The organism is Streptomyces sp. RG80 (assembly GCF_040446465.1).
GTDB lineage: Bacteria > Actinomycetota > Actinomycetes > Streptomycetales > Streptomycetaceae > Streptomyces.
The window spans coordinates 77,803-93,130 of the sequence record NZ_JBEAAJ010000007.1; the positions used below are offsets into that span (position 1 = coordinate 77,803).

Below are 15,328 nucleotides of genomic sequence, written 5' to 3' on the forward strand. Positions count from 1 at the left end.
GCGATCTTGGCGATAACGATTCCGAGTCGGATCGGCCGCCCGACGGCATCACCGGGAACGGTGGTGCGAGCACGTACCTAGGATGCCGGGCATAGCTCGAGGGGCTGCTGATTCTGCTGGTGGGACCGTTCCCCCCACGTCAACGGGTCCTGCCAGAAGGGGAATTCTGTGTTTTCTGCGTTGTTTTCCGCGTGCAGGCGAGGGGCGGTCCGCGGTGCCGCCGTGACGCTGGTGTCCGGGCTCGTCGCGGCCGGCGCGCTGACGGCCGCTGCCGGTACGGCCGTCGCCGCCGATGAGACGGCGCAGAACCAGGGCGGCGCGACCGCCACCATAGGCGGGCTGAAGACGTACGGCGCGGCCGTCATACACGACGACTCCGGGGACCTGGAGGTGTCGGCGGGCCTCTTCGAGATGTCCGTCGACGGCGGCGGCACCCTGCAGACGTACTGCGTCGACCTCCACAACCCCACACAGCAGGACGCCCGGTACCACGAGACCGCGTGGAGCGGCACGTCCCTGGCGGCCAACAAGGACGCCGGCAAGATCCGCTGGATCCTCCAGAACTCCTACCCGCAGGTGAACGACCTCGCGGCGCTCGCCGCCAAGGCGGGTGTCCAGGGCGGCCTCACCGAGCAGGACGCGGCGGCCGGCACCCAGGTGGCCATCTGGCGCTACTCGGACGCCGCGGCCGTCGACGCCGTCGACCCGCAGGCCGAGAGGCTCGCCGACTACCTCTACAAGAGCGCCGGTGACCTCGCGGAACCCAGGGCCTCGCTGACCCTCGACCCCGCCGCGGTCTCCGGCCGCCCCGGCGGTCTGCTCGGACCGGTGACCGTGCGCACCAACGCGGACAGCGTGTCCGTGACGCCGCCCGCGGACGCGGTGACGGGCGGGGTGCGGATCGTCGGGAAGGACGGCAAGGCGCTGACGTCGGCGAAGAACGGCAGCGAGCTGTTCTTCGACGTGCCCGAGGACGCGGCGGCCGGCTCGGCCGAGCTGACCGTGCAGGCGTCCACCACCGTCCCGGTGGGACGTGCCTTCGCCTCCGAGAGCAGGAGCCAGACGCAGATCCTGGCCGGCTCCAGCGAGTCGACGGTCTCGGCTACGGCGAGCGCGACATGGGCGGAGCAGGGTGCGATACCCGCGCTGTCGGCGGCGGAGAACTGCGCCAAGGGCGGTGTGGACATCACCGCGACGAACGAGGGCGACGCCGCCTTCACCTTCGAGCTGTCGGGCCTCGAGCACACCATTCCGGCGGGCGAGTCGCGGACGGTGACGATCCCGCTCCAGGAGGACCAGGCGTACGACTTCACCATCACGGGCCCCGGCGGCCTCGAGAAGCGCTTCACCGGCGTCCTCGACTGCCAGACCCAGGGCGCCGAGACCGGCGACGCCACCCAGACCCTGAGCGAGCCGAGCCCCCTCACGGCCGGAGAGGCCCCCGTCGGCACCAACCTCGCCGAGACGGGCAGCTCCAACGCGACGCCGGTGATCGCCGGGGTGGCCATCGGACTGGTCCTGATCGGCGGGGCGGCGCTGGTGCTGGTGCGCAGGAAGAAGACACCTGCGCAGGACTGAGCCGTAACGGCACTCGACGGTCCGTGACGGCTCGCGAGGGAAAGGTCACGGGGCGGCGCATTTCCTCTCGGTGAGGGGCCGTGTCGGGCGGCTCGGTACATGAAGCCGGGGTGGCTGAGGTGTGTCACCTTCGGGCCGTCAGGCCTGAGCCACGGCAAGGTCACCTCGACCGGCGGGAACCGCTTCATGTGCGCGGGTGGTCGAGCAGCGGCGGGACTCGGAGCTGAAGTGGCCCCGGAAGCCGAGCATGTGAGCCCAGGTCCACAGGCTGCCCGACTCGCCATGAGCTACGGGGCCATGATCACTCACCCCGAAGCAGCTCCAGCTCAAGGCCGCTCCGCCCACCTTCGTTGCCGACAACCGGCAGCCAGGCCGTGTCCGATGTGCCGAGTCAATGCCTGATGCCACCGCGACAGGCTTTTTTACCCTGCTCACGACATCGATACGAGGTGCACTCCACGTGCGAGACGTGGCGCACCGCCTCGATGCCGACTGAAACGGATGGTGAGAGCCCTGCACGACATATCGAACACAGGCGCTCCCAGTGCGCACCAGCAGAACGGCAGCTTAGGGCCTCGCGCGTCCCTAGTAGGGTCGCTGGTGCTCGCGCTGCTACTGGGCGCGCTGTCGGCACTTGTGATGCTTCCGGCGGCCCAACACCTACGTTCTCTCCAAGATGGCGAGCGGGCTCGTGCGACGTTGCATACGGGCGGCTCGTGCATGCTGGGCCACTGCCAGGTCGAGTTCACGGCCGATGGCAGGACCGTGTTGGCGGATCTTCCGGTGGGCAGCGGCGGCGGCAAGAGCTCTGTCGGCAGCCCACTGACCGTCCGGTACCAGGCGGACGATCCTCGGGTCGTCGCCCGTGAAGATGATGTCGGGGGCGGTGGGGCAGCCGTACTGGCGGTGATGTCGGGCGGAGCCGCCCTGCTCTTCCTGACGATCTCGGTCGTCGCGGCTGTGTACGTGGTGCGGCAGCGGCGCGCGGGCTCGACTGCCGGAGCGGGATCAGCCGGGTGGCACGGCGGCAGCCCATCCTCCTGAGCGCTGACAGGCGTCGCAGTCTTGTGGCTGCATTCCCTCCTGACCCGCCACAGCATGCACCCGGTGGGTCTGTTCGTCGGGCACGCGAGGGGAGCCCGGGGGAACACCGGTCAGCGCACTGCGAACGCGAAGGTCAGTGTCCTGGAACTCGGCACACCACGCTGCCGGGCCAAGACGTCGCCGCCGGCATCGTCGCGGACACCGCCACACAGATCCTCGCCCTGGACGACCGGCTCAAGCACAGCGACCAGCAGATCCGGCGTTCCCCGCGACTCCGGACGTCGCACCGGCAACCTCCACCGCCCCAAGCGCTACAGCCGACGCTTGCGCCGCGTCGGACCCAGTGGGGGGTGAGCGTTCAGCGTCCGTAGACGTGGCCGCGCACCAACGGGTCGTGTTCCAGGATGAAGTCGGAGACCTGCCAGAACTCCGACAGGTGTGGATGTTGCAGGGCGGCCTCACGGTTGAGCTTCTGGCCGAAGAGCGGTCCATCAGGGTGGGCGAGGCCCGCAGTCACGAGAGTGGATGCAGGCTCCTCCTGGCCGACGACCGGGCCCACTCGGCATGCGAAGGACACGTGATCGTCCCATTGGTCGGTGCCGACGCCCCATGTTCCGAAGATCACGTCTATCCAGGCGTCGTGATCCCGGTCCCGGTGGTGGTAGCAGTTCGCGAAGTACACCGCGTACGGCGCGCCATCGGAGTGGACGAAGTTCCAGGCTCGCTCGATGGGAGCGTTGCAGCAGTCGCACTGGAACTCACGTGTCTGCCGGTCAGGGCCGAAGGTCAGTGGCATGACGCACATGATGAGGCACGGGTCGGGAGGCGAGAGGGCCCGGGGTGGCTGGGCCGGCCCTGGGCGGTCCGACGCCCCCGAGGGCACTCGACGGCGACCGACAGTGACAGTCGAGCTACAGACGCCGGCGGGGAACGCGCAGGTCGCAGGCCCCCAGCCATACGGGTTACCACCCGAGGGTGGACGTCAGGCAAGATGGGGTGTATCTGCCCACTGCCAGATTTCAAGCTGCCGGACGGTTTCTCTTGGCTGAGTACATCTACACCATGCGCAAGACGCGCAAAGCGCACGGCGACAAGGTCATCCTTGACGACGTGACGCTGAGCTTCCTGCCCGGCGCGAAGATCGGTGTGGTCGGGCCGAACGGTGCCGGTAAGTCCACCGTTCTGAAGATCATGGCGGGGCTGGAGCAGCCGTCGAACGGGGACGCGTTCCTGTCGCCCGGTTTCAGCGTCGGCATCCTCATGCAGGAGCCGAAGCTCGACGAGTCCAAGACGGTCCTGGAGAACGTCCAGGACGGCGCCGCCGAGATCATGGGCAAGCTCACGCGCTTCAACGAGGTCGCCGAGCTCATGGCGACCGACTACTCGGACGCGCTCATGGACGAGATGGGCAAGCTCCAGGAGGACCTGGACCACGCCAACGCCTGGGACCTGGACGCGCAGCTGGAGCAGGCCATGGAGGCGCTGGGCTGCCCGCCCGGCGACTGGCCCGTCACCAACCTCTCCGGTGGCGAGAAGCGCCGCGTCGCGCTCTGCAAGCTGCTGATCGAGGCCCCGGACCTGCTCCTCCTCGACGAGCCCACCAACCACCTCGACGCCGAGTCGGTGAACTGGCTGGAGCAGCACCTCTCGAAGTACGCGGGCGCTGTCGTCGCCGTCACTCACGACCGGTACTTCCTGAACAACGTCGCCGAGTGGATCCTCGAGCTCGACCGCGGTCGCGCCATCCCCTACGAGGGCAACTACTCCACGTACCTGGAGAAGAAGGCCGCCCGCCTCAAGGTCGAGGGCCGCAAGGACGAGAAGCGCGCCAAGCGCCTCAAGGAAGAGCTGGAGTGGGTCCGCTCCAACGCCAAGGGCCGCCAGACCAAGTCCAAGGCCCGCCTCGCCCGTTACGAGGAGATGGCGGCCGAGGCCGAGAAGATGCGGAAGCTGGACTTCGAGGAGATCCAGATCCCGCCGGGCCCGCGGCTGGGCTCCATCGTCGTCGAGGTCAACAACCTCTCGAAGGCGTTCGGCGACAAGGTCCTGGTCGACGACCTCTCGTTCACGCTGCCGCGCAACGGCATCGTCGGCATCATCGGCCCGAACGGCGCGGGCAAGACCACGCTGTTCAAGATGATCCAGGGCCTCGAGCCCGCGGACTCGGGCACGGTCAAGATCGGCGACACGGTCAAGATCAGCTACGTCGACCAGAGCCGCGCCAACATCGACCCCAAGAAGACCCTGTGGGCCGTGGTCTCGGACGAGCTGGACTACATCAACGTGGGCCAGGTCGAGATGCCGTCGCGGGCCTATGTCTCCGCCTTCGGCTTCAAGGGCCCGGACCAGCAGAAGCCGGCCGGCGTCCTGTCCGGTGGTGAGCGCAACCGCCTGAACCTGGCGCTCACGCTCAAGGAGGGCGGCAACCTGCTGCTCCTCGACGAGCCCACCAACGACCTCGACGTCGAGACCCTGTCCTCGCTGGAGAACGCTCTGCTCGAGTTCCCGGGCGCGGCCGTGGTCATCTCCCACGACCGCTGGTTCCTGGACCGGGTCGCGACCCACATCCTCGCCTACGAGGGTGACTCCAAGTGGTACTGGTTCGAGGGCAACTTCGAGTCGTACGAGAAGAACAAGGTCGAGCGGCTCGGCCCGGACGCGGCGCGTCCGCACCGTGCCACCTACAAGAAGCTGACCCGGGGCTGATCGATCTTGCGGCACATCTACCACTGCCCGCTGCGCTGGGCGGACATGGACGCGTACGGCCACGTCAACAACGTGGTCTTCCTCCGCTACCTGGAGGAAGCCCGTATCGACTTCCTGTTCCGCCCGGAGAAGGACTTCAAGCAGGGCTCCGTGGTGGCGCGCCATGAGATCGACTACAAGCGCCAGCTCGTCCACCGGCACACGCCGGTGGACATCGAGCTGTGGGTCACGCAGATAAGGGCGGCGTCCTTCACCATCGCCTACGAGGTGAAGGACGGCGCCGAGATCTACGTGCGGGCGTCGACGGTCATCGTGCCGTTCGACTTCCAGACGCAGCGGCCGCGTCGGATCACCTCGGAGGAGCGGGAGTTCCTCGAGGAGTACCGGGATGACGACGAGGAGGAGGCCGTCGCCGCATGACGGTGCTCCATCTGGCCGACGAGGGGGAGGCGGCGGATCTCGCGGCCTTCCTCTCCCGGCTGCTGCACTACGACCGCGGGGCGGCCGTCCGGTTGCAGGCCGCCGGGACCGCGCTCGCCGTCTTCGGGCGACCCCCGTCCTTCGAGGTGCTGGCGATCCGCGCGGTGCGCCTCGCCAAGCCGTACGAGAACGGACTGGACGCCACGCTCGACGTGACCGTGTCCGCGGGTGAACTCCTGGAGTCCGTCGACGAGTCGGGCGCCACGGCCGGTGTGCCCGGGGCCGTGACCGGGCCGCCGTGGGCCGGGGTGCTGCCGCCCCGGGGCGGCTGGCGGCCGGTGCCGGGACTGCCCGCGCCGGATGCGCTGCGGGCGATGGTCGGTGCCGGAGTCGCCGAATTCCGGTCCCGTACGCAGGAGTTGACGCCCGAGGAGCGTACCCGCGCCGAACTCGACCGGATCGGGCGGGAGATCTGGTCCCGGAACGTCGGGACCACCTCGCTGCCGGTGCGGGTCGTGCACGCGGCCCAGTCGCTGGGCTTCCTGCGGGCCGCCACCGAGGAGTTGGCGCTCCTGTCGGCGGGCGCGTGGCTACGGCTGCGCACGCCGTACGGCTCGATCGCCGTACGGCGGGCGGGACTTGGGGCGTTGGACGTCAGCGTCCGCTGACCCCCTCCGCTGCCCCCCAGAAAACCGGCGCGATCGGCTCAGCGGTGCTCGCTGTCGTCCGGCCATACGCCGATGTGGTCCGGCTCCAGTTCCAGGGCCACGCGGTCACGCATGCCCAGGGTCTCCGTGTACTCGGCGGGGAGCTGGAGGCGGCCGGCCCGGTCGAGCATGGCGTACTCACGGGCCACGACCGTCTCGTGACCGGTGGTCGCGTCCACCTCGCTGCGGCGCAGGACCTCCGTGGAGGTACGGCCGTCCCGGATGGCCACCGTGCGGCGGACCTCGCCCGCCACGGCCTGGTCGTGGGTCACGATGACGATGGTCGTGCCGAGGCGTTCGTTGGCGGTGCGGAACGCGGCGAAGATCTGTTCCGCCGTGTGGGAGTCGAGCTCGCCCGTGGGCTCGTCGGCGAGCAGGACGGCGGGGGCGTTGGCGAGGGCCACGGCTATCGCGACGCGCTGCTGCTGACCGCCGGACATCTCGCGCGGGTACCGGTCCCGGCAGTCCGCCACATCCAGCAGGTCCAGCAGCTCCAGGGCGCGGTCGCTCTGTGCCTTGCGGGCCTTGCGGCCGGCCCGGGCGGCGAGCTGCATGGGCAGGGTGATGTTCTGGGCCGCGGTCAGGTAGGGGAGGAGGTTGCGGGCCGTCTGCTGCCAGACGAAGCCGACGGTCTTGCGGCGGTAGGCGAGCCGGTCCTTCGGGGTCATCGTGAGCAGGTCGTGGTCGGCGACGCGGGCCGCGCCGGCGGTGGGGGTGTCCAGGCCGGCGAGGATGTTCATCAGCGTGGACTTGCCACTGCCGGACGCGCCGACCAGGGCCATCAGCTCGCCCTCGCGGACCAGGAGATCCAGACCCTGGAGGGCTTGGACCTCGATGCCGTCCGTGGTGAAGATACGGACCAGCCGGTCGCAGGTGATGAGGGCGTCGTGGCCGTAGGTAGGCGTGTTGCGGGCCGCGGTGGCCTTGCTGGTCAGGTCGGCGAGGGTGGGGTTCGTGGTCATACGGGACTCCTCGGGTCGCCGGCCGGGGCAAGAGTCGGGGCGGGGATCGGTACTGGGGTGGGGGGGGGGGCGGTGGCGCTCGGCCGCGTCGGCGGGCCGCCGCCCTGCTTCGGGTCGGGAGCCGCCTCGGTCGGCGCGACTGCCGTAGCCCACCGGTGCGGACGCCCCCGTGGGCTGCGCCGAACGTCCTCGTTCATCTCGCGTCCCCCGCCCTCAGCTCCCCCACCGACCCGCGCCGGCCCGACCACCACGCCTGCACCCCGGCCACCCCGACCGTCACCAGCACCACCGCGACCGCCGGGACCGCCAGGGACAGCGGGGACGTGCTCAACTCGGCCCGGCCCGCCGGTGATTGGGCCGAGGCCAGGGCGATGGTCGTCAGGTCGATGCCCGGGGACAGCAGGGCCACGGTCGCCCACCCCGTCAACGCGCCGCCCACCGCCGCCAGCGCCGCCTGGGGCAGTGACTCCAGGATCAGCAGGCGCCGGCCCTGGGCGCGGGTGAGGCCCATCGTGCGGAGCCGGGCCAGCAGCGCGCTGCGTTCCGGGGCCGCGCGCAGGAGGGACAGCAGGAGGGCCAGGACGGCGTACCCGGCGCCCGCCGCCACCGCGGCCGTGTAGATGTCCTCGGCGCCCGACTGGAGGGGGGAGCCGACGTAACGGGCGCGTTCCTCCGACCTCAGCTGGACGTGGCCCGCGCCGTCCGTCGCCTTGCGCAGGGCCGTCGCGTTCACCTCGGCGCCGGTCAGGAGCAGGGCGGTGGGGCGGGCCGCGGCCCGGGGGAGGGACTCCCGGTCCACGACCAGGAACTCCGTACCGGACACGGCCGGGGTGCGGTCGCGGACCGCCGTGATGCGGACCGTGAAGGTGCTGCCGTCCTGGAGGCGCACGAGGAGGGGGCGCTTGCCGTAGTTCGAGGCGATCGAGGGGGAGGCCACCGCGGACAGCGTCCCGCCCGTCTTCGTCAACTCGCCCTTGTCGAAGGCCCCCAGGCCCGTCCGGGCGGCCAGCGCCGTGTAACCGGCGGGGTCCACGCCCACCAGCGGCGCCGACTGGCGGCCGTTGGCCAGCTGGGCGTCGTAGGCGATGCTCACCGGCGTCATGTCCTGGACGCCCGGTGTGCGGCGGACCCGGTCGGGCAGGGCGGCGGGGAGGGGCTCGTTCGCGTCGACGCGGGCGTCCGCGCCGATGGCGAGGAGTGCCGCGTGGTCGCGGGCCTCGCTCACGCCGGACAGAACCGAGCCGCCGAAGGCCGCCGTCGTCAGGGCGGTGAGCAGGGCGAGGAGGGGGAGGACCGCGGAGGCGGACGTACGGCCCGCGCGGGCCAGCGACAGATGGGCGACCACCCCGCGCAGGCGGCCGGCCGGGCGGACCAGGCGGCGCAGCGGGAGCGGATAGAGGCGGACCAGGACCAGGGCCGCGATCACACCCGTCAACACCGGGGCCACATACGACAGTTCGTCGCCCTCGGAGCCGCGTCGGCGCAGGGTCTCCACCGCGGCCAGGGCCAGCACGAGGAGGGTCAGCTCCGCGACCGTGCGGCGCCGGGACGGTCGTGCCGTCGCCACGTCCTCGCGGCCGGTGTGGATCCGTACGACCCGGTGGGCGACCGCCGCGCGCAGCGGCAGCGCGGCGCAGGCGGCGACCGTGACCACGACGGCCGCCGCGAGCGCGTACGGCGTGCGGCCCTCGGGGATCAGCAGGAGCGCGGCCGTCAGGCCCAGGGCGCCGGCCGGGACCGCCACCGTCGCCGTCTCGGCGAACAGCCGGCCCGCCAGACCGCGTAGGGACGCGCCGCGGGCGCGCAGCAGGGCGAGTTCGGTGCGCCGGCGGTCGGCCGCAAGACCGCCCGCCATCAGCAGGACGACGGCGGCCACCGTGCCCGCGCCGACCGCGGCGACGGCGACCAGCGGGGTGACGCCCACGCGCAGCCGGTCGTAGGCGGCCAGGATCTCGTCGAGGTCGGTGTCCGCGTCCGTGAGCGGGCCGGTCACCTCGCGGATCTTCTGGAGGGTCGGACCGGCCTCCATAGACGCCACCGCGGACTTCAGACGGTCGGCGTCATAGGCGTGCAGGGCTTTCGTCACGGGCGCCAACTGCCAGTAGCGCCAAGGGGTTCCGGGCGTGCCCAGCAGGGCGGGGCCGGCCTCGGGGGCGAGCAGCAGGGCACCGAGCCAGTACTTCTCCGCGTTCGCTCCGGGGACGGGGACCAGGGAGGGGCGGTGCAGGACGGGATGGGTCGACCAGTAGGCGCCGGCCGGGTCGCGCGGGGTGACGATGCCGGTGACACGGACGACCAGCGGGTCGCGGCCCTCACCGGGTACGTGGATCCGTGAACCGACCTTGATGTGCAGGCTCTTGGCCGTCGCCGCGCTGACCGCCGCCTCCACCTCGGGCTCCGCCGCGGTCACCGACGCCGACGCGCGCGGCAGCCGGCCGGTGACCGCCCCGACATGGTCGGCGAGGCCCTGCTGGGCGACCAGGGTGACCTGGGCCGGCGTACCGGTGGGCTGCGGGATCCAGGGGTCCGGCACCTCCATGCTGCCCGCGGTGCGCACGCCGTACGTCGACTGGCCGGAGTCGGCGACCAGGGGCCGCTGTACCGCGGCGAGGATCTTCGCGTACTGGTCGCCGAGAGTGGAGGGGCGGACGTCCCGCTCCGAGATGATGCCGTACTCGGGCTGCGCGTACAGCTGTACGGTCGTCCGGTCCGGGCCGGCCTGTTCGACGGCCCGGTGCAGTCCCGCGTCCTCGTACCGGTCGACGGCGCGCGGGAAGGCCGCGGCGAGGCAGGCGGTGAGCGCCACCATCAGGGCGAGGGCGACGGCCGCACCGGGGGCGGCGCGCAGCCGGGTGCGGATCCAGGGGGCGCGGACTCGGATCACGTCACTCGCCCCCGGGCCGTGACAGCGACAGCGCCCGCGGGCCTACGCGTCCCGGCAGAGACCGCGACCGCGGCCCCCCGCGTCCTGAACCGGACCACCTCACTCGCCCCCCTGTTCCCGCAACGCCACCACCGGATTCGCCCGCCGCAACGCCAGCACCCCCGTCACCACCAGCGGCGTCACCGCCACCGCCGCCAGCAGCAGTACGACCCGCGGCACCGGCAGTTCCACCAGCACCCCCGGGACCGGTCGCGCCGCCTCGGAGGTCAGGACGACCAGCGGGATCACCGCTCGTGCCAGCACCGTCCCGAGCGCCGCCCCCACCAGCAGGGCCAGCGTCACCAGGACGCCCTGCTCCAGGGCGACGGTCCGGGCGAGCCTGCGCCGCGGGGCGCCCAGCGCGCGCAGCACCGCGAACTCCGGGTCCCGCTCCCGCAGCGACCCCGCCGCGCTCACCGCGAACCCGAGCGCGGCCAGCGCCGCCGCCACCCCGGCCGCCGCGGTGAACGCCGCCTCCGGGCCCGCCCCGAACGGGTCGTCCCGCAGCTCCTCGGCGATCTCGTCGCGGACGACGACCTGCGCGGGGTCCATGTCCGGGCGGTCCCGCAAGGCCTGCGCGACCTTCGCGGGCCGGTCCGTGTCCAGCCACCACTCGGTCGGCGTCACGCTCTCGCCGTACTTCGCCTCCAACACCCGGTTCACCGACCGCAGATCGACGAGCAGAGCCCCGCCGCTCTCATTCCCCGTCGTCGGCAGCGCCTTGACGGACGAGGTGATCAGCACCGGCAGAGTCCGGCCGCCGAACGTCACATCCACGCGCTGCCCGATGCGGGCGCCCGCGGAGGTGAGGAATTGGTCGGTCGCGATCGCGGCGAGTTCGCCCGCGGCAGCGGGCTGCTTGACCTGCAGACGCACCGTCAACTGGCCGAGGATCCAGGTGTATTCGGGCGGCACGAAGCCCGTGCCGTACTCGAACGTGAGCGGTTCCGCGCTGGTCACGCGCGGCTTGGTGGGCAGATGGCGGCCGTCGGGGGTGGCCGAGGGGTCGCCGTCGCTCTGCGAGTCGGTCCTCCAGGCGGCCGCCAACGTCAGGCGGCGCACGGTCCCGTCGGCGGCCGTCGCCGTCAGCGCGTCGAGGGTGAGCCGGTGCCGGTCCGCCCGACCGGTCGGCTGGGGCACCACCAGCTGCAGATCCGTGAGCGTCAACGGGCCGGGCGGGACCGCGAGTTCGAGCGTGTGCGGCCGGCCGTCGCCGGTGAGTGCGCCCGCCGGGACCCGGTACGGGGTGCCGTAGCGGTCCTCCAGGGTGACCGTCACATCGGCGGTCGTGCCCGCCTCCGCGCCACGCAGAGTTGCCGTCAGGCCCAGCCGGGAGGTGCCCGCGGGCACCTTGGCGCCCCTCGAAGGGCCCAGCGTGCCGCTCCTCGGGCCCAGCCCGTACAGCAGCGACCGCACCGGCTCGGACGTCAGGTCCGGGCGGAGCAGGAACGACTCGGCCGCGTGCGGGGTGTCCAGGGCCAGCACGGTGGCCGTACGGTCGCCGGACAGCGGCAGCTCCGTGCGGACGGCGGGCGCCGCCTCGCGCACGTGGTCGACGGCCGCGTACTCGTCGGTGCGCCCGAGCTCGTCCTGCCCGTTGGCCAGCACCCGCACCGGCACGCCCGCCCGGAAGTCGGCCTGGTCGTTCTGCGAGCGGTCCCAGGAGGAGCCCTGGGCGATCGCCAGCATGCCCAGCGCGACGGCGAGGACGAGCAGCAGCACCGGGCCCGCGCCGCGGCCGGGGCGGCGGCCGATCTGCCAGCCCGCGAGCGCCGCGGCGAGCCCACGCCCGGCGGCCGCCCGGCGTTCGGCGAGCCGGGCCAGCGGCGGCAGCAGCCGCAGGGTGAGGACCGTACCGGCGAGCAGCGCGAGGGCGGGCGCGGCGACCAGCAGCGGGTCGACCCCGAGGGCGCCGGAGCTGTCGTCGGTCACCGCGCCCGTGGTCTGGCCGCTCAGCTGCCAGTACGCGACCCCGGCGATCACCAGCAGCCCGACGTCCGCGCCCGAGCGCAGCGCACCGGGCAGCGCGCGCGCCCGGCCGGTGGCGAAGGAGGAGGTCAGCGCGGGCAGGGTCACCGCGAGCGCGCAGCCCAGCGCCACACCGGCCGCCACCAGCCACACCCCGGTCCGGCCGCCGGCCGGTACGTCGAGGTGGAGACCGATCCGGGCCAGGGCGCCCTGTCCGGCGAGCAGCCTGGTCAGCGGCCCGGCCAGCAGGGGGGCGCACACCACCGCGGGCAGCGCGAGCAGCAGCGCCTCGGTGGCGGCCAGGCCCGCGACCCGGGGCCGGGAGGCGCCGCGGGCCCTGAGCAGCCGGGTCTCGCCCGTGCGTTGGGAACTCAGCAGCCGGGCCACCAGCAGCAGCGCACAGCCCGCGAGGAGGCCCAGCTGGAGCGCGACGATCAGCAGGGTGGAGCGGGAGACGAGCAGCGAGCGGTCGATACGGTCCAGGACGGCGGGCAGTTGGGTGTTCGCGGCCGTCGTACCGCTCAGCGCGGACTTGCCGCGCAGTGCCGCGCTTCCGTCGCCGGCGGCCTCGCGCAGCGCGTCGATCCGCCCGGTGGTCAGGGTGGCGAAGTCGGCCGTCGCCAGCCACGCCGACGACCCGGCGCTGACCCGGCCGCCGGTCAGCGCGTCGGGGGCGGCGAGCAGGGGGCCGTACGTCGTGAAGTCGACCTTGTTGACGCCACGGCCGCGCAGGTCGTCCAGGAGCTGCCAGTACGGGGCGTCGGTGCGGACGGGCCGGTACAGGCCGACGATCGTGATCCGTACGTCCGGGCCGTCGAGGCGGTCGACGAGGGTGAGCCGGGCGCCCGGCCTCAGCTTCAGCAGCCGGGCGGCGCTCTGCGGCAGGGCGACCTCGTCGGTGGCGGTGGGCAGCCGGCCGTCCGTGAGCCGCACCTGCGACTTGTCCAGCGCCGCGAAGTGCGTCAGATCCGGGTCCCCGGACCGCTCGGCGGCGGGCTGGAGCGAGCGGGGCAGCGCGTACGGGCCCGACCGCAGCAGCGTCCGCACGGTCACCGGCAGCCCGTCGAAGGTCTTCCGCGCCCCTTCGCGTACGGCGGTGTCGGCGGCCTCGCGCTCCCCGGCCGGGACGTCGGCCTTGACGACCAGCGCGGTGTCGGCGGCGTTGCGGGAGTCGTCGAGGGAGTGCCGCAGGGCGGCGTCACCGATCGCGCCGGAGTAGGCGGTCAGGGTCGCGAGGACCGCCGTGGTCAGCAGGACCGCCAGCAGCGCGGCGGCGAGCAGCGGACGGTGCGCCCGTGCACGCTGGAGGACGAACCGTGCGAATCCCCCGTACCCCGTCACTCCGACCCGGCCCCCCGCCGTGTTGTCCAGACCTCCCGGCGATGCTGTCAGACGGAGCGGCGCACTGGTAAGCGGTTGTGGACCGGGCTTGACCGGATCGTGATCGGAATTCGGCGTCCAACGACCGGAATCCGGGACTCAGTTGGTCAGCCCTCGGAGTTCACCATCGAGGCCGCCGCGTACGTCAGGTAGTTCCACAGCGTGTGCTCGTGCTCCTCCGACAGACCGAGCTCGTCCACGGCCGCCCGCATGTGCTTCAGCCAGGCGTCGTGCGCCGCCCGGTCCACCTGGAACGGGGCGTGCCGCATCCGCAGCCGGGGGTGGCCGCGGTTCTCGCTGTACGTCGTCGGGCCGCCCCAGTACTGCATGAGGAACAGCGCCAGACGCTCCTCGGCCGGACCCAGGTCCTCTTCGGGGTACATCGGCTTCAGGAGCGGGTCCGCGGCCACGCCCTCGTAGAAACGGTGGACGAGGCGGCGGAAGGTCTCCTCCCCGCCGACCTGCTCGTAGAAGGTCTGCGTCTCAAGGGTGCCGCGCCGAATCTCTTTCACGCGTCCATGGTCTCAGACGGGGGGAACCAGGACTTGGGGCTTAGGACCTCTTGCCAGGAGGGGGTGATTCCGGATCGGTGGGCCGGGATGCTCGCTTCGGGCGCGGTCCCGCAGGACAGTGGACATATGGGTGCGCACGTTCTCCACCGGGACCTGGACCACCTCGCCGCCGAGGCGCGGGCCGCGCTGGTGCGGCAGATCGACGCGAGCGGGGCCTGGGCGGACGATCCGGTGTGGCGGGAGGCCTTCGAGGCGGTGCCGCGGCATCTGTTCGTGCCGTACTACTACGTCGGGATCGTGGGCGGCTACGAGCGCCGATGGGGCGAGAGTCCCGATCCGCGGGCGCGGGAGCGCTGGCTGCGGGGCGCGTACGCCGATGCCCCGCTGGCCACCCGGCTGCGCGACGGCGAGCTGGTCTCCTCCAGCAGCCAGCCCTCGCTGATGGCGATGATGCTGACCGCGCTGGAGGTCCAGGACGGCGACCGGGTGCTGGAGATCGGCGCGGGCACGGGGTACAACGCGGCCCTGCTCGCGCACCGGCTCGGCGACGACGGGCTCGTCACGACCGTCGACCTGGAACCGGAGATCACCGAGGCGGCCCGGCAGCACCTGGCCGCCGCCGGACGCCGCCCGGCCGTCGTCACCGGCGACGGGGCGCGCGGGGTGCCCGAACGTGCCCCCTTCGACCGGATCATCGCGACCTGCACCCTGACCTCGATCCCCCAGGCCTGGCTCGCCCAGTGCACCCCAGGCGCCCGGATCCTGGCCCCGCTCGCCACCGGCCTGATCGCGCTGACCGTCCGGGACGCCGGGTACGCCGAGGGCCGCTTCCTGCACACGCCCGCCTACTTCGTGCCGTTGCGGGGCGAGGGGCGCCTCGACGTGGAGCCCGCCCGGCTCGGCGGAGTGCCGCGCCGGGCCCGGGAGAACGAGCTGTTCCGCTTCCTGCTGGTGCTGTCCCGCGGCAGCCTCGATCCGCAGGAGGCCTACCAGTTGTGGGAGCGCGAGGGATGGCCGCTGCGTGAGCGGTACGGGATCACGGTGAGCCGGGGGCGCGAGTGGGCGTGGCTGGACGATCCGGAGGGGCCGTACGCGTGGCCCCTCCGGTGAGGCCGCTCGGGGACCGCG

General features: G+C 72.5%; 11 protein-coding genes. 6 read left to right on the forward strand and 5 right to left on the reverse strand.

Annotation, left to right across the window (positions count from 1 at the left end):
- Nucleotides 1–222: 222 nt before the first annotated feature.
- Complete coding sequence (locus ABKA17_RS24180) at nt 223–1,578, forward strand: Cys-Gln thioester bond-forming surface protein (protein ID WP_353694304.1); 1,356 nt, start codon at nt 223–225, stop codon at nt 1,576–1,578.
- A 720-nt stretch (nt 1,579–2,298) separates the two neighbouring features.
- Complete coding sequence (locus ABKA17_RS24185; protein ID WP_353694305.1) at nt 2,299–2,622, forward strand: hypothetical protein; 324 nt, start codon at nt 2,299–2,301, stop codon at nt 2,620–2,622.
- A 358-nt stretch (nt 2,623–2,980) separates the two neighbouring features.
- Here the strand turns inward: ABKA17_RS24185 and ABKA17_RS24190 are convergent, their stop codons facing one another.
- Nucleotides 2,981–3,418, reverse strand: a complete 438-nt coding sequence (locus ABKA17_RS24190) for a hypothetical protein (RefSeq protein WP_353694306.1) — start codon at nt 3,416–3,418, stop codon at nt 2,981–2,983.
- A 245-nt stretch (nt 3,419–3,663) separates the two neighbouring features.
- Between ABKA17_RS24190 and ettA the strand changes: the two genes are divergently transcribed.
- Genes ettA through ABKA17_RS24205 form a run of 3 tightly spaced genes read left to right on the forward strand, consistent with a single transcriptional unit; the run spans nt 3,664 to nt 6,416 of the window.
- Nucleotides 3,664–5,328 carry an energy-dependent translational throttle protein EttA gene (gene ettA / locus ABKA17_RS24195; RefSeq protein WP_353694307.1) on the forward strand — a complete coding sequence of 555 codons (1,665 nt, stop codon included), beginning with the start codon at nt 3,664–3,666 and terminating at the stop codon, nt 5,326–5,328.
- Between the two features lie 6 nt (nt 5,329–5,334).
- Nucleotides 5,335–5,748, forward strand: a complete 414-nt coding sequence (locus ABKA17_RS24200) for an acyl-CoA thioesterase (RefSeq protein WP_353694308.1) — start codon at nt 5,335–5,337, stop codon at nt 5,746–5,748.
- Entirely contained in the window at nt 5,745–6,416 is a 672-nt protein-coding gene (locus tag ABKA17_RS24205) for a DUF8185 domain-containing protein (protein WP_353694309.1), read from the forward strand. The genes ABKA17_RS24200 and ABKA17_RS24205 overlap by 4 nt, the downstream gene beginning before the upstream one ends.
- Before the next feature lie 38 nt (nt 6,417–6,454).
- On the opposite strand, the gene ABKA17_RS24210 is transcribed toward ABKA17_RS24205, so the two are convergent.
- The 4 genes from ABKA17_RS24210 to ABKA17_RS24225 all read right to left on the reverse strand — a co-directional run bounded on the left by ABKA17_RS24210 (nt 6,455) and on the right by ABKA17_RS24225 (nt 14,200).
- Nucleotides 6,455–7,417, reverse strand: coding sequence for an ABC transporter ATP-binding protein (locus ABKA17_RS24210; protein WP_353694310.1), 963 nt, complete (start codon nt 7,415–7,417; stop codon nt 6,455–6,457).
- Nucleotides 7,418–7,610: 193 nt separating this feature from the next.
- Nucleotides 7,611–10,301, reverse strand: coding sequence for an FtsX-like permease family protein (locus tag ABKA17_RS24215; protein ID WP_353694311.1), 2,691 nt, complete (start codon nt 10,299–10,301; stop codon nt 7,611–7,613).
- A 99-nt stretch (nt 10,302–10,400) separates the two neighbouring features.
- Nucleotides 10,401–13,649 (reverse strand): FtsX-like permease family protein, encoded by a 3,249-nt coding sequence (locus ABKA17_RS24220; RefSeq protein ID WP_353694312.1) that lies wholly within the window; start codon nt 13,647–13,649, stop codon nt 10,401–10,403.
- A gap of 146 nt (nt 13,650–13,795) precedes the next feature.
- Nucleotides 13,796–14,200 (reverse strand): globin, encoded by a 405-nt coding sequence (locus tag ABKA17_RS24225; RefSeq protein WP_353694313.1) that lies wholly within the window; start codon nt 14,198–14,200, stop codon nt 13,796–13,798.
- A gap of 126 nt (nt 14,201–14,326) precedes the next feature.
- Between ABKA17_RS24225 and ABKA17_RS24230 the strand changes: the two genes are divergently transcribed.
- Nucleotides 14,327–15,310, forward strand: coding sequence for a methyltransferase domain-containing protein (locus ABKA17_RS24230; RefSeq protein ID WP_353694314.1), 984 nt, complete (start codon nt 14,327–14,329; stop codon nt 15,308–15,310).
- Nucleotides 15,311–15,328 lie beyond the last annotated feature (18 nt).

Coding starts and splice junctions, on each gene's coding strand:
- ABKA17_RS24210 (WP_353694310.1), bottom strand. CDS start 7,417: ATGACCACGAACCCCACCCTCGCCGACCTGACCAGCAAGGCCACCGCG.
- ABKA17_RS24205 (WP_353694309.1), top strand. CDS start 5,745: ATGACGGTGCTCCATCTGGCCGACGAGGGGGAGGCGGCGGATCTCGCG.
- ABKA17_RS24230 (WP_353694314.1), top strand. CDS start 14,327: ATGGGTGCGCACGTTCTCCACCGGGACCTGGACCACCTCGCCGCCGAG.
- ABKA17_RS24185 (WP_353694305.1), top strand. CDS start 2,299: ATGCTGGGCCACTGCCAGGTCGAGTTCACGGCCGATGGCAGGACCGTG.
- ABKA17_RS24190 (WP_353694306.1), bottom strand. CDS start 3,418: ATGCCACTGACCTTCGGCCCTGACCGGCAGACACGTGAGTTCCAGTGC.